This is a genomic window from Thauera sp. AutoDN2 (genome assembly GCF_051280715.1).
In the GTDB taxonomy this organism is placed as follows: domain Bacteria; phylum Pseudomonadota; class Gammaproteobacteria; order Burkholderiales; family Rhodocyclaceae; genus Thauera.
On sequence record NZ_JBNCAR010000004.1, the window covers coordinates 122,097 to 134,817 of the forward strand.

The 12,721-nt window shown below is 67.1% G+C and carries 17 protein-coding genes; 6 read left to right on the top strand and 11 right to left on the bottom strand.

Features of this window, described 5'->3' with window-relative positions; all coding sequences use genetic code 11:
- Nucleotides 1–3 precede the first annotated feature (3 nt).
- Nucleotides 4–1,029: an SLAC1 anion channel family protein gene (locus ACPT9U_RS04105; RefSeq protein ID WP_435749984.1), complete on the bottom strand. Its 1,026-nt coding sequence runs from the start codon at nucleotides 1,027–1,029 to the stop codon at nucleotides 4–6.
- Nucleotides 1,030–1,042: 13 nt separating this feature from the next.
- On the bottom strand, nucleotides 1,043–1,342 hold the full coding sequence (locus ACPT9U_RS04110) for a DUF3817 domain-containing protein (protein WP_418363864.1): 300 nt from the start codon (nucleotides 1,340–1,342) through the stop codon (nucleotides 1,043–1,045).
- A gap of 541 nt (nucleotides 1,343–1,883) precedes the next feature.
- On the opposite strand from ACPT9U_RS04110, the gene ACPT9U_RS04115 reads away from it, so the two are divergent.
- Together ACPT9U_RS04115 and feoB are read left to right on the top strand one after the other, a co-directional pair.
- On the top strand, nucleotides 1,884–2,129 hold the full coding sequence (locus ACPT9U_RS04115) for a FeoA family protein (protein WP_435749985.1): 246 nt from the start codon (nucleotides 1,884–1,886) through the stop codon (nucleotides 2,127–2,129).
- Nucleotides 2,126–4,144, top strand: a complete 2,019-nt coding sequence (feoB, locus tag ACPT9U_RS04120) for a ferrous iron transport protein B (protein ID WP_435749986.1) — start codon at nucleotides 2,126–2,128, stop codon at nucleotides 4,142–4,144. Before ACPT9U_RS04115 ends, feoB begins: the two co-directional genes overlap by 4 nt.
- A 60-nt stretch (nucleotides 4,145–4,204) precedes the next feature.
- On the opposite strand, the gene trxC is transcribed toward feoB, so the two are convergent.
- Together trxC and ACPT9U_RS04130 are read right to left on the bottom strand one after the other, a co-directional pair.
- Entirely contained in the window at nucleotides 4,205–4,642 is a 438-nt protein-coding gene (gene trxC, locus ACPT9U_RS04125; protein ID WP_418363859.1) for a thioredoxin TrxC, read from the bottom strand.
- Nucleotides 4,643–4,698: 56 nt separating this feature from the next.
- Complete coding sequence (locus ACPT9U_RS04130; RefSeq protein WP_435749987.1) at nucleotides 4,699–5,142, bottom strand: putative zinc-binding protein; 444 nt, start codon at nucleotides 5,140–5,142, stop codon at nucleotides 4,699–4,701.
- 223 nt (nucleotides 5,143–5,365) lie between these two features.
- On the opposite strand from ACPT9U_RS04130, the gene ACPT9U_RS04135 reads away from it, so the two are divergent.
- The gene (locus ACPT9U_RS04135) at nucleotides 5,366–6,469 is read left to right on the top strand and encodes an alpha-hydroxy acid oxidase (RefSeq protein WP_418363857.1); all 1,104 of its coding nucleotides are present in this window, start codon (nucleotides 5,366–5,368) and stop codon (nucleotides 6,467–6,469) included.
- A gap of 139 nt (nucleotides 6,470–6,608) precedes the next feature.
- On the opposite strand, the gene ACPT9U_RS04140 is transcribed toward ACPT9U_RS04135, so the two are convergent.
- Both ACPT9U_RS04140 and ACPT9U_RS04145 read right to left on the bottom strand, forming a co-directional pair.
- Nucleotides 6,609–6,956, bottom strand: coding sequence for a DUF1840 domain-containing protein (locus tag ACPT9U_RS04140; RefSeq protein WP_418363856.1), 348 nt, complete (start codon nucleotides 6,954–6,956; stop codon nucleotides 6,609–6,611).
- A 17-nt stretch (nucleotides 6,957–6,973) separates the two neighbouring features.
- Complete coding sequence (locus ACPT9U_RS04145; RefSeq protein WP_418363855.1) at nucleotides 6,974–7,531, bottom strand: hypoxanthine-guanine phosphoribosyltransferase; 558 nt, start codon at nucleotides 7,529–7,531, stop codon at nucleotides 6,974–6,976.
- A gap of 136 nt (nucleotides 7,532–7,667) precedes the next feature.
- On the opposite strand from ACPT9U_RS04145, the gene upp reads away from it, so the two are divergent.
- Together upp and ACPT9U_RS04155 are read left to right on the top strand one after the other, a co-directional pair.
- A complete protein-coding gene (gene upp, locus ACPT9U_RS04150) occupies nucleotides 7,668–8,300 on the top strand; it encodes a uracil phosphoribosyltransferase (RefSeq protein ID WP_418363854.1) in 633 nt (210 codons plus the stop codon).
- 121 nt (nucleotides 8,301–8,421) lie between these two features.
- Nucleotides 8,422–9,669, top strand: a complete 1,248-nt coding sequence (locus ACPT9U_RS04155; protein ID WP_418363853.1) for a uracil-xanthine permease family protein — start codon at nucleotides 8,422–8,424, stop codon at nucleotides 9,667–9,669.
- On the opposite strand, the gene ACPT9U_RS04160 is transcribed toward ACPT9U_RS04155, so the two are convergent.
- Genes ACPT9U_RS04160 through ACPT9U_RS04170 form a run of 3 tightly spaced genes read right to left on the bottom strand, consistent with a single transcriptional unit; the run spans nucleotide 9,602 to nucleotide 10,718 of the window.
- Nucleotides 9,602–10,003 carry a YqjK-like family protein gene (locus ACPT9U_RS04160; protein ID WP_418363852.1) on the bottom strand — a complete coding sequence of 134 codons (402 nt, stop codon included), beginning with the start codon at nucleotides 10,001–10,003 and terminating at the stop codon, nucleotides 9,602–9,604. The genes ACPT9U_RS04155 and ACPT9U_RS04160 overlap by 68 nt on opposite strands.
- 15 nt (nucleotides 10,004–10,018) lie before the next feature.
- Entirely contained in the window at nucleotides 10,019–10,402 is a 384-nt protein-coding gene (locus tag ACPT9U_RS04165; protein WP_418363851.1) for a phage holin family protein, read from the bottom strand.
- Between the two features lie 4 nt (nucleotides 10,403–10,406).
- Nucleotides 10,407–10,718, bottom strand: coding sequence for a DUF883 family protein (locus ACPT9U_RS04170; protein ID WP_418363850.1), 312 nt, complete (start codon nucleotides 10,716–10,718; stop codon nucleotides 10,407–10,409).
- A 262-nt stretch (nucleotides 10,719–10,980) separates the two neighbouring features.
- Between ACPT9U_RS04170 and ACPT9U_RS04175 the strand changes: the two genes are divergently transcribed.
- Nucleotides 10,981–11,481: a TlpA family protein disulfide reductase gene (locus ACPT9U_RS04175; RefSeq protein ID WP_418363849.1), complete on the top strand. Its 501-nt coding sequence runs from the start codon at nucleotides 10,981–10,983 to the stop codon at nucleotides 11,479–11,481.
- Between the two features lie 75 nt (nucleotides 11,482–11,556).
- On the opposite strand, the gene ACPT9U_RS04180 is transcribed toward ACPT9U_RS04175, so the two are convergent.
- Together ACPT9U_RS04180 and ACPT9U_RS04185 are read right to left on the bottom strand one after the other, a co-directional pair.
- The gene (locus tag ACPT9U_RS04180; RefSeq protein WP_418363848.1) at nucleotides 11,557–12,045 is read right to left on the bottom strand and encodes a nitrous oxide reductase accessory protein NosL; all 489 of its coding nucleotides are present in this window, start codon (nucleotides 12,043–12,045) and stop codon (nucleotides 11,557–11,559) included.
- The gene (locus tag ACPT9U_RS04185; RefSeq protein WP_435749988.1) at nucleotides 12,042–12,653 is read right to left on the bottom strand and encodes a nitrous oxide reductase accessory protein NosL; all 612 of its coding nucleotides are present in this window, start codon (nucleotides 12,651–12,653) and stop codon (nucleotides 12,042–12,044) included. The genes ACPT9U_RS04180 and ACPT9U_RS04185 overlap by 4 nt, the downstream gene beginning before the upstream one ends.
- Nucleotides 12,654–12,721 lie beyond the last annotated feature (68 nt).

Genomic DNA, 12,721 nt, shown 5'->3' on the forward strand with positions numbered 1-12,721 from the left:
CGCTTACTCCGGAACGCAGATCTTCCCTTTCGAGGCGGCCGCCAGCGTCTTCACGCTCAGCAGCGCCACGACTGCGGTGAGCACCGCGAGCAACAGCCAGGCGAGCGAGGTGTAGAAGCCCAGCCCGCTGCGCACGCCCATCTCGAAGCTCGCCAGCGTCATCGCCGCGAGCGGGAAGGAGTAGGCCCAGCCCGAGATCGCGAACGGCAGGCGGAAGAAGCGCAGCGCGTTGCTTGCCAGCAGCAGGGTGAGGAAGAGCGCGGTGAAATAGAGCACGCGGGCAAAGACGTCGAGGCCGTCGATCAGCGCCACGTAGGCGAGGAAGCCGGCAGCCGGCGGCGCGATGAGGATGAACAGCGTCGGCGCGAGGCGGGCCGGCAGTGGCTCGTTGAAGAACAGGCGGTGCAGGATGATGGTCATCAGCACCAGCCAGAAGACCACTCCGATGCTGAAGAAGAACCAGCTCACATCCACTGGTGCGAAGCCCACGCCAGCGATCGGCACCAGGATGTTGCCCACCACCGGGATGAACCAGGCCGGGTTGGCGTGCTCGAGCTTGTAGCGAGGGTGGTGGATCCAACTGCTCATCGCGGCGAGCGTGAACGCAAGGTGCAGCGCCGCCCCGAGGCCCCAGATCCACGCGGCCGTACCCGGCATGTCGCGCCCCCAGGCCACGGAGAGCAGGATCAGGCCGATGGATATGGCGGGGAAGAAATTCAGTTTCACCGGATGCATCCAGTCGGCACGCACCGCCTGAGGGCGGCGCAGTAGCTTGCTCGCATACACCGCGAGCAGGAACAGGAAGATGCCTGAAGCGAGCAGGCGCAGCAGGTCGCCGATGGCTTCGGGGGCGCCCGATACGTGGTGGGCCTTGATCCAGGCGAGAGCGAGTCCGGCGAGGCCCATCACGATCGAGAACAGGGCGACCGGAAAATGCGTCAGCCGGTCAAGGGGCTCGGCGGCTGCAGATGTGGATGGTGCGGGCGCAGCGGGGGCGGACGGAATGGCGGACGGAACAGGGGCGTTCATCGTGAGGCTCCGGCTAGCGAAGTTCGGGGTAGGTCTTCCTGAGTTGGCCGTCGGCGAAGAATGCGCCGAGCGGAAGCAGCGCTCCGATCAGCAGCATTGCACCGAGCGAAGGCTTGAGCGCGCCGCGAACGAGTGCTGCGATGGTGCTGATCGCCAGTGACAGGAACAGCACGCCGTGTACGGGGCCGAGGAGCTTTACGCCGATCGGCTGATCCAGCATGTACTTCACCGGCACCGCGACGAAGACGAGCATGAGCAGGGCGATGCCGTCGGCGAAGGCCAGACGGTGAATCAGTTTGCGATGCGTGGACACGGGTACTCCTGTTACGGAAATGGGTGCCGCGCCATCGCCGGCGGTGTGGTTCCATTGGAACGTCCGTCAGCTGGCGCGGCCTGGGGTGGGGGCGGTGGATCACGACTCGCCGAACCTCGCGGTGCGGACGGAGACGCAAACCTTGCGCTGGGCCGACTATGTTGTCGGCTTCCTGCGCGCTTCCACACGCAAGCCGCGTGCCAGCAGTTGAGGTTTTCCTGGGCGGCGCTCGCACACGATGGTGTGGCTGGGGTTTGGCGTGGCAGGGCCTGGCAGGCAGTAATGGCAGTCTGCCGAAAGCAGACAAATTTGACGTAGCCATGACGCAGTCTGACGCAATGCGTGGCAGTTGTTTGCTGCGATCCTGGCTGAGGCGCTGAAAACCGGCCACGTTTTCACGGGTTTCGTGGCACCCAAATTGCTTCACTCCGGACATGAACGACAACCGCACTCGACCCCTCGTTTTCCGGGCCGCCGGATTGATCTCCCTCGCATGTGTCGGGCTGGCGATGGAGCGCATCGCACCGGCTTCGGAGCACGAATGAACGCGATCTCCCTTTCTCCCCTGGATCGGCTGCCGGCGCATGCGCGCGCGGTGGTGCGCGAGCTGTCCGGCGGCAACGAGTTCGCCAGCCGGCTCGCGGCGATGGGCATGGTGCTGGGCGCATCGGTCGAGGTGATGCAGAACAGCGGCCGCGGCCCGATGCTAGTGCGCGTGCGCGACACCCGGCTTGCGCTCGGTCGGGGCGAGGCCAACAAGGTCCTGGTCGAGGCGTGCCCGACATGAGCGCAGCGGCAAGCGGACGCGAGCGCGTGCTCATCGGCCTCGCCGGACAGCCCAACGTCGGCAAGACGACGGTGTTCAACCTGCTCACCGGGCTCGAGCAGCACGTCGGCAACTGGGCCGGCAAGACCGTGGAGCGCGCCGAGGGCACCGTCCGCCATGAGGGCGTCGAGGCCACGCTGGTGGACCTGCCCGGCACCTACAGCCTCACCGCCAATTCTCCCGAGGAGCGCGTCGCGCGTGATTTCCTGATCTTCGAGAAACCCGACGTGGTGATGGTGATCGCCGACGCCTCGGCGCTTGAGCGCAGTCTCTATCTGCTCGCCGAGCTGCTCGCGCTCGGGCTCGATACGCCGATCGTGCTCGGACTCAACATGACCGACGTCGCCGCCTCGCAGGGCATCGACATCGACCCCGGGGTGTTCGCGGCGGCGCTCGGCCTGCCGGTGGTGCCGCTGGTTGCGCGGCGGGCGCAAGGCGTGGCGGTGCTCGTCGGCACCGCGTTGCGTCTGGCCGTTGACCCATCGGCATGCAAGCCGGTGCGTCCGGAGATCGCCGCGCCGCACCGCGAGGTGCTCGCCGCGGTGCATGCACTGCTTGAGGGGCACGTGCCCGCCCCCTATCCGGCGCACTGGGTGGCGATGAAGCTGCTCGAGGGCGACGGTGAGCTCATCGACCTGGCACGCCAGTGGGCGCCCGAGCCGGTGTGGGCGCAGATCGAGGCCCTGCTCGGAGAGCACGAGGACGCGGTGCTCGACATCGCCGCGGGGCGCTACGAGTGGATCGAGCGCATGGCGCGCGCCGCGGTGCGACGCCCCCGCCTCGGCCAGGTGAGCCTGACCGACCGGCTCGACCGCATCGCCCTGCATCCGGTGTGGGGCCTGGTGCTGCTGATGGGTGTGTTCGCGCTCATCTTCGGGCTCACCTTCGAGCTCGCCGGGCCGGTGCAGGACTGGCTCGAGAGCGGGCTGATCGAGCCGCTCGGCGTCTGGCTGGGCGAGCGCCTGGCGAACGCGCCGCCCTGGGTCTCGGGCCTGCTCATCGACGGGGTGCTCGGCGGCGCCGGTACGGTGATCACCTTCGTGCCGCTGCTGGCGGTGTTCTTCGCCGCGCTCGCGCTGCTCGAGGACACCGGCTATTTCGCCCGCGCGGCCTACGTCATGGACCGCTACATGCACCGCATGGGCCTGCACGGCAAGAGCTTCCTCCCACTGTGCCTGGGTTTCGGCTGCAACGTGCCGGCGGTGATGGGCGCGCGCGTGATCGACTCGCCCAGCGGCCGCCTGCTCACCATCCTGCTTGCGCCGCTGGTGCCGTGCAGCGCGCGCCTGCTGGTGCTCGCGTTTCTCGCACCGGTGTTCTTCGGCGATGTGGCGCTGGCGGTGACGCTCGCCTTCATCGGTGTGAACCTGCTGCTGGTGGCGGTGGCGGGGAGCCTCTTCAACCGCTCCCTGTTCCGCGGCAAGCGCGTGTTCTTCATCATGGAGATGCCGCTCTATCACGTGCCCAGTGTGCGTACCATCGGGCGCTTCGTGCGCCGGCACGTGATCGCCTTCCTGCGCAATGCGGGCAGCCTGATCCTGATCTTCTCGGTGGTGCTGTGGGCGCTCGCCTACTTCCCCGGTGAGGGGCTGGAACAGAGCTGGCTCGGCCGCTTCGGCCAAGGCATCGCGCCGGTGAGCGAGCTGCTCGGCCTCGACTGGCGGCTCATCGTCGCGCTGCTGGCGAGCTTCGTCGCCAAGGAGAACGCCATCGCCGCACTTGGCATCCTGTACGGTATCGAGGGCGAAGGCCAGGCGCTGGCCGAGGTGCTCTCGGCGAGCATCCCGGTGGGTTCGGCGCTGGCCTTCCTCACCGCGACCATGTTGTTCATCCCCTGCGTGGCGACGCTGGTCGTGATGCGCACCGAAACGGGCAGCTGGCGCTGGCCGATGGTGAGCGTGGCACTACACCTCGCGTTGTCGATCGCGGGCGCAATGGTGGTGTATTGGGGGTGGATGGCGCTGGCCGCGGCCTGAAGGCCGGGCCGGTCCCACGGCGGGGCTGGTGTCCTGCCGGTACAGACGGTCCGGTGGTGCTCAGCCCACATGCGAGCGCGCCCAGCGCACGATGTCGGCGGCGGCCATGGCGCCCGCCTGGCGGGCGATCTCGCGGCCGCCACGGAACAAGGCCAGTGTTGGGATGCTGCGGATGCCATGGCGTGCGGCGATGGCCTGGTGGGCTTCGGTATCCAGCTTGGCAACGCGGAACTGTGGCTCGAGCATGCTCGCCGCCTGCGCGAAGGCGGGCGCCATCATGCGGCAGGGGCCGCACCAGGGTGCCCAGAAATCCACCAGCACCGGGATGTCGTTGCGGCCGATGTGGCGGTCGAAGTGGGGGCCGTCGAGCTCGAGGGGCTGGGCGGTGAAGAGCGGTTGCCTGCACTGGCCGCATGCTGGGTTTTCGCCCAGGCGCGCGGCAGGAACGCGGTTGACCGCGTGGCAGTGCGGGCAGACGAGGTGCAGGGCTTCGGACATGACAGGCACTCCGTAAAAGTCAGCCTTTGCTCATATCGGTGCGGGGCGCCGCAAGTTCAAGCCGTCCCGTTCTTGTTTGCCTTTGCGGGCCGCCGGGGAGGCGTGCCCACGCCATCCTGCTCCATCTGCATGCGCAGGTCATGTGCGTGCGCACGTGCCTGCCTGAAGACGGCGTCGGCCTCCTCCGGGTCGAAGTCGCTCGCATAGCGCTTTTTCACCCCCTGCTCGTTGAGCAGCAGGTGGATCGACGGTGCCACGCCGCGCTCGGTGAGGCTGCTCTTCGTGCATTCCAGCGCACAGCCGTCGAGCGCCAGAATGGGGCGGCCCGAGCGCGCAATCCTGACCAGCGCCGGCACGTTGCCGCCGACGCCGGCGATGCACGACATCTCCGCCTCGCCTTCATGGTCCAGGCGCAGGGCGACGTGGTTCGCCATCTGCGCGGCGCTGGAGCAGCCCGAGCAGGCGTAGACGAGCGGAAGGTTCTTCTTGCGGCCGGCCATGCGGCAGTCCTCGCGGAGAAGTTGGATGCGGTGGAAGTGTACGCCCACCGGCTGTGGGTACCAAGCCTGGGGATAGCCCACAAGGCGCAGGCAGGCAGCATGCGACGCGGGGGTTACAATTCGACCATCATCTGCTCATCCATTCCTATCCGTGCCCTCAAGACGAAAGCTCTATCGCGGGCGAAACCCTGCACGTGCCCAGAGCATCGCCGAGCTGCGCGCCATGGCGGAACATCGGCTGCCGAACTTCTGCCTCGAGTATGTCGAGGGCGGCGCCGACGACGAGCTCACGCTGGCGCGCAATCGCAGCGCGCTCGATGAGGTTTTGCTCTTGCCGCGTACGCTGGTCGATGTGTCGCAGCGCTCCCTCGCAGTGCCGCTGTTCGATGTGGACATCGCACTGCCCGCGATCATCGCGCCGACCGGTTTCAACGGGCTGCTGACGCACGCAGGTGACCGCGTGCTGGCCGAGGCGGCGAAGGTGGCCGGCATTCCGTTCTGTCAGAGCATGGTATCGACGGTGGCGCTGGAGGAGATCGCCGAGATCGGCGTGCGCCACTGGATGCAGATCTACCCTTTCAAGGACCGCGACAACCTTGCCGCGGTAGTGAAGCGGGCCGAGCTCGCTGGCTGCGAGGCGATCGTGCTTACCACTGACGCTTCGGTGTTCGGTAACCGCGAGTGGGACCGGCGCAACTACCGCGCGCCGATGAAACTCAGCTGGGGCAACGTGTTCGATGTGGCCCGGCATCCTGCCTGGGTTTGGGATGTGCTCGTGCCGCACGGCATGCCGCGCTTTCGCAACCTGGGCGACTTCCTGCCGCCCGGCATGGACAGCGCGAAGAACGCCGCAGCCTTCCTCGCCGCGCAGATGGATACCTCGCTCACCTGGGAGGACGTGTGCTGGCTGCGCGCCCTGTGGCCGCGCAAGCTGCTGGTGAAGGGCGTACTGCTGCCTGAGGATGCGCTGCGGGCGAAGGAGGCGGGCGCGGACGGTGTGGTGGTGAGCAACCATGGCGGCCGGCAGCTCGATGGTGCCCCGGCGCCGATCGAGACACTGGCTGCGGTGCGTCAGGCGGTGGGCGCGGAGATGACGGTGATCGTGGACAGCGGTTTCCGGCGCGGCAGCGATTTCGTCAAGGCGCGCGCGCTCGGCGCGGATGCGGCGATGTCAGGGCGTGCGACGCTCTACGGACTGGCTGCGGCGGGCTCGGCCGGTGCTGCGCGGGGGCTGGACATCCTGCGCAGCGAGATGGAGCGCACGCTCGGTTTGATCGGCTGTGCGCGCATGCGTGAGGTGGACGCGCGCTTCGTCGGCCGCGGCTGACGTCCGTGGGAGCGGCCATGGCCGCGAAAACTGCCGCAAGAGGGTGGATGTCCGCAGGCAAGCCCGCGCCCACGGTGAAATCGGCCGTCGGCTCCCGCGGACAGTTGCTTGCAATGACGCGTGGGTGCGATGGCGAGTCTCAGACGCCCCAGACCACCGGGGCTTCCTCGTGCAGCGACGCTTCCATCATGTTCAGCAAGGGCCAGGCGCGCTGGGCGAGCCCGACGGGTGCGGCCATGCCCGCGTGACCGGCTTCCTTCTCCGTCTGCTCGTGGTCGGGGTTGCGCTGGCGTTCGAGCTCGGCCTCACGGGCGCGGTCTTCCTCGATCGCGGCCTTGAGCCGTGCGATGGCGTCGGGCAGTTGCTGGGCGGTGATGATGCCCTGGGCGTCGAGCGGATCCTTGCCGACGATCTTGATGAGTTTCTTCGCAGCATCGCCGAACATGATGACGTCTGCGCTGGCGTGGGACTTGAAAGTAACGAGCATATCGATCTCCCTTGGGCTCAGAGGCCCTTGACGGCGTAGATGCCGGGCGCGTTGCGCCAGTAGCCCTTGTAATCCATGCCGCAGCCGAACAGGAAGCGGTCCGCGATGTCGAGGCCGGAAAAGTCCGCGCGCATGCCCGGGGCGGCCTTGCGCTCGTGCAGCTTGTGCACCAGCACCGCGGACAGCACCTCGGCGGCGCCTTCTTCCTTCAGGTGTTCGATGATGGCCTTGAGCGTGTGGCCTTCATCGAGGATGTCGTCGAGCACCAGCACGGTGCGTCCGCGCAGGTCCTGCGTGGGGCGTACCCGCCAGTCGAGCAGTGTGCCCTGCAGCGCGTGGCCGTAGCGGGTGGCGTGCAGGTAGGCGACCTCGAGCGGGAAGGGCAGGCGCGGCAGGATGCGGCCGGCGAGGATGAGGCCGCCGTTCATTACCGCATAGACGAGCGGGTTGGTGCCGGCCAGGCGCGCGGTGATCTCCACGGCCATGCGGTCGAGGGCGGCTTCGACGGTGCCTGCATCGGCGAGGCAGTCGGCTTCGTCGAGGGCGCGGCGGATTTCTTCGAGGTCGAGAGACATGGGCTGAATCCTGCAGGCGTTCGAGCTGCGTTCAATTCGGCCCCGCATTTTAGCCGTTTGCAGCGTCGGGGTGCTTGTGCGCCATGCGACGGCGCGGTAAAAGAAGGCGCATCATCGCTGCCGCCCGGAAACCGCCATGCCCATCCACGAAATCCGCCATCCGCTCGTGCGCCACAAGATCGGCCTGATGCGCGAAGGCGACATCAGCACCAAGAAATTCCGCGAGCTCACCGCCGAGCTCGCCCGTCTGCTGGCCTACGAGGCGTGCCAGGACTTCCCGCTCGAGGCGGTCGAGATCCAGGGCTGGGCCGGGCCGGTCGAGATCGAGCAGATCAAGGGCAAGAAGGTCACCGTGGTGCCCATTCTGCGTGCCGGCCTGGGCATGCTGGACGGCGTGCTCGACATGGTGCCGAGCGCCAAGGTAAGCGTGGTCGGTATCGCACGCAACGAGGAAACCCTGCAGCCCGCGCCCTACTTCGAGAAATTCGTCGGCCAGCTGAATGAGCGCATGGCGCTGATTATCGACCCCATGCTCGCCACCGGCGGCTCCATGGTGGCCACCGTAGACATGCTCAAGCGCAAGGGCTGCACCCACGTGCGCGCGCTGGTGCTGGTGGCGGCGCCCGAGGGCATCGCACTGATGAACGAGAAGCACCCCGACGTCGACATCTACACCGCAAGCATCGACAGCCACCTCAACGAGCACGGCTACATCATCCCCGGCCTGGGCGACGCGGGCGACAAGATCTTCGGCACGCGGCACAACTGAGGCTGTGGCGACGGCAGGCGCGTGTGCGGCTGCCGCCACCGCATCATCACCGTTTCATCGATAACGACAACCATGCCGGCTGCGCGGCACCCCGGCCGCGTGCGTCCGGCGGAGAACCCTCATGCGTGAAATTCCCATCCAGTCTGCCGAGCCCCTGTGGCGGCAGGTCATTTCCGGCGCCCAGATCCTGTTCGTCGCCTTCGGTGCGCTGGTGCTGGTGCCGCTGCTCACCGGGCTGAATCCCGCGCTCGCATTGCTCGGCGCGGGGGTCGGTACGCTGCTGTTCCAGTTCATTACCGGGCGTCAGGTGCCGATCTTCCTCGGCTCCAGCTTCGCCTTCATCGCGCCGATCATCTTCAGCATCCAGACTTGGGGCATCCCCGCCACCATGGGCGCGCTCGCTTGCGTATCGCTGATGTATTTCGTCTTTGCCGGCCTGGTGTGGAAGCATGGTGCCGACATCGTGCACCGCTACATGCCGCCGGTGGTGGTGGGGCCGATTATCATGATCATCGGTCTATCCCTCGCCGCCGTGGGCGTCAACATGGCGATGGGGCGCAGTGGCGACGGCAAGATCGAGCTCGTGCCCTACGCCACTGCGCTTATCGTGGCAGGGATCTCCTTCGGGACCACGGTGCTGGTTGCGGTGTTCGCGCGCGGCTTCCTGAAGCTGGTGCCCATCCTGTGCGGGGTGGGGGCGGGCTACCTGGCGGCGATCCTGTTCGGACTGGTCGATTTCGCTGCGGTGGGGGCGGCGCCCTGGTTCGTGATGCCGCAGTTCGTCACCCCGAGCTTCGAGCTTGCCGCGGTGCTGTTCATGCTGCCCGTGGCGCTGGCGCCGGCGATCGAGCACGTCGGCGACGTGCTCGCGATCGGCGGCGTGACTGGAAAGGACTACACCGAGAAGCCCGGTCTGCACCGCACCCTGGCGGGCGACGGAGCCGGCGTGCTGTTCGCGGGGCTGATCGGCGGCCCCCCGATCACCACCTACTCGGAAGTGACCGGCGCGGTCACGCTGACCAAGAACTTCAACCCGGCGATCATGACCTGGGCGGCGGTGCTGGCGGTGATCCTCGCCTTCTTTGGCAAGTTCAACGCGCTGCTGGCCTCCATTCCGGTGCCGGTGATGGGGGGGATCATGATGCTGATGTTCGGCTCGGTGGCGAGCGTGGGCCTGAACACGCTGATCAAGGCGCGCGTGGATCTGGAAGAGCCGCGCAACCTGGTGATCGTGTCTTCGGTGCTGGTGATGGGGATCGGCGGTCTGGCGCTGAACTTCGACGGCATGACGCTGCAGGGCGTCAGCCTGTGCGGCGTCGTCGCGGTGTTGCTGAACCTGATCCTGCCGAAGGCTCGAGCCGGCGTCTGATCAGCGCCAGCAGCCCGCGCAACAACGGCACCGCGGCGGGCAGCAGGGCGGACAGTTGGCCGCCGCGCACCTGGCGCACCAGCAGCCAGCCCACCCAGGCGCGCTTGGCCAGGCGCAGCGTGAACCGCGGCCGCACCAGCAGCACGGTGATCAAGGCCACCGATAGCACCGGAATGCGCTCCTTGGCCCATGCGAGGTGCTCGCGCAGGCCATCGGCGCGATCTAGGGCGCCGTCGATGCCGTCGAGCCGGCGCGAAAGATCCTCGCGCTGCGCGTCGGCACGCAGTTGAAGCTTCTGCTTGCGCAGCGCGAGGTCGAGGTGGCGGGTGTCCATGCGTGGGCGTGGAGCTCAGTCCGGTTTCCGGAGGGCGGCGCGGTCGCGTGCGAGTTCGGCGAGGCTGGCAGAGAACAGCTTCGTGCCTGCGCGGAAGGCACGCGCCGCGTTGCTCGCGGCCAGCAGCCCGCCGCCGATGCAGATCGCAGTGGAAATACCGAGCGCGAGCAGGCGGTGATCCTCCCAGAACAGCACGGTCAGGAAGATCATCACGAACACCAGTCCGAAGCCGAGCAACAGCCCGGCCAGCACGGTGTTCAGCGCCAAGCCGGTGAGACGGAGCTTCTCTTCCTGCAACTCGACCGCGAGCAGTTCGAGCCGCGTCTGCGCCGTCTGCAGGCCGGCGTCGAGGATGCCGTGCAGGCTGTCGGCCAGGCGCGGCCGAGGTCCGTCGCTCATCGACTCAGCGGCGGCTGACCAGCAGACCCAGTAGGAAGGCGACGCCGGCGGCGACCCCGACCGACTGCCAGGGGTTCTCGTGCACATAGTCGTCGGTGGCCCGCACGGCCTTCTTGCCGGAGTCGACGAGGGCGGCTTCGGCGTCGCTCAGGCGATCCTTGGCAACTGCGACGCGGGTGTTGATGCGCGCGCGCAGATCGTCGAGCTTGCCGCCTTGCTGGTCGGCAGTGAGCTTGAGGAGTTCTTCTGCGTCCGAAATCAGTAGCTTGAGGTCGTCGACGAGTTTGTCCTTCGAGGGTTGGGCGGTCGTGCTCATGTTGAGTCTCCTGTGTTGCATTGAAAGAGGCGCTGAGGCTTGAACAAAGGCTACGCTCTGCATCGACCGAAGGCAATGCAGGCGGCGTAAGCACTTGCGACGCGTCTTTGACAAGACCTAGCGGGAATTGATCCCGCTCCAGGCGGTCCATGACCATGCTTGGCACAATCGCGCCATGTTTGCCCTGCAGGCAGGCCCGCCATGCCAACCCGCTGGGGCCATTCAATCCATTTCACCCGAACGAACTCAAGGAACGCCCGCCATGATCCGCAAGCTTGTCGCCGTACTCGGCTTCGGCCTCCTCATGAATGCAAACGCCACCGAGGGCATCGATACCGAAGCCTTCTTCGCGGCGAAGATGACCGGTCTGGATGGCGCGCCGGTCGACATGGCGCAGTTCCGCGGCCGTCCGCTCATCGTCAATTTCTGGGCGCGCTGGTGCGGGCCGTGCCGCGATGAGATCCCGGAGCTCGTGCGGCTGCGCGAGGCACAGGGCGAGGACGGCATCGAGGTGGTCGGGGTCTCGGTGGAGGCCGAGGACAAGCTCGAGAGCGTGCGCGACTTTGCCAAGGCCTATGACATGAGCTACCCGGTGGCGGTGGCGGGCAAGGATGGGATCCCGCTCATGAAGGCGCTGGGCAACGCGCAGGCGGGCCTGCCCTTCACCGTATATATCGGCCGCGACGGCAAGCCGGTGGGCAGCAAGATGGGCGTGGTGCGACGGGCGGACCTGGAGGCTTCCGCCGCGTTGCTGTTGCAGTGACGAAAAAGCCGGCCGCGAAAACGGGTTTCGCGGCCGGCCTGGGGTGCGCGAGGCGCGCTTGCGCCCGGTCGGGGCTTACTCGAAAAGTCCCTTGTCGAGCATCACCGGCAATTCGGCGCTGACCTCGTCGAAGCGCAGGATGCGCACACCCTTGTGCTCCTTGAGGAAATCGGCCGCGTCCTCTTCGGTTTCCAGCGGTACGAACTCGTGCCCCATGGGGCCGAGTACGTCCGAGCCGACGACGTAGTACGCAGCCTTGGCGTCGATCGAGGTGAGGCCGTAGTACTCGGTCACGGCGATGCGCTCGATCTGGTCGCGGCTGTGGCCGGCGGCATACTTGCCAGGGTCATGCCAGAACTTGAACATGTCCTTGGCACCGTCGAAGAAGTGCGCATGCCCGTCCTTGTAGACGATGGTCGCGATCCAGTTGGGGTACTTCGCGGTGAGCATGCCGCACACCGGGCACAGATCCTTCTCGCCCGGCTTGGGCAGATCCGCCGCGGGGGCCTGGGCGAGCGCGAGGCTCGTCCAGGCCGCGAACACGAGAGCGAGCAGGGTCTTCATGACTTGTTCTGCTTCTCCATCATCTTCCGCCGGCGCTCGGCGCGGTTCTTGCGGATGCGGCTGACGTCGGCCGACATGTCGGTGTAGGCGGCGAGCAGCGCGCCGTCGAAATCGGTGATCTCGCCGCCGTTGGCCGCCTGCGAGGCCTTGGCCGCGTCGGCAGAGCCGTAGGCGACCTTGCTGCGTGCGGTCATCACGCCGGGCAGCTTGCTGCCGACCAGGAAGCTGGCTTTCTCGACCTCGACCAGCGGTTTGGTATCACCTTCGACGGCGTTGTCGCCTACCCAGATCGCCTTCGGGTCGCGGTCGATGTTCAGCGACAGGCTGATCGCCGAGCAATGCAGGGAACAGGTGCCGTCGGCGAGGTCGTCCGCGTAGTGCACGACCATCCGAGAGTGGTGGTACTGCTTGCGGTCCATGCCGCAGTACGGGCATTTGGGATACTTGGCGATGTCGTCGGCCTGGGGCTGGGCATCGGGCGCCGTCTTGGGGATGAACTGGGCCGGGGTGCCGTCGGCGGGACAGTTTGTCTGCGCGCTGGTCTTGCTGGCTGCGGCCATGCCGATGCTGGCCAGGACGGACATCTTCAGGGCTTCTCTGCGATCCATGTTGCACTCCTCGAGTGTGCCGGTGCATGCCGGCGGTATTGGAAAATGGGCGCCGCGCGGAGGATCGT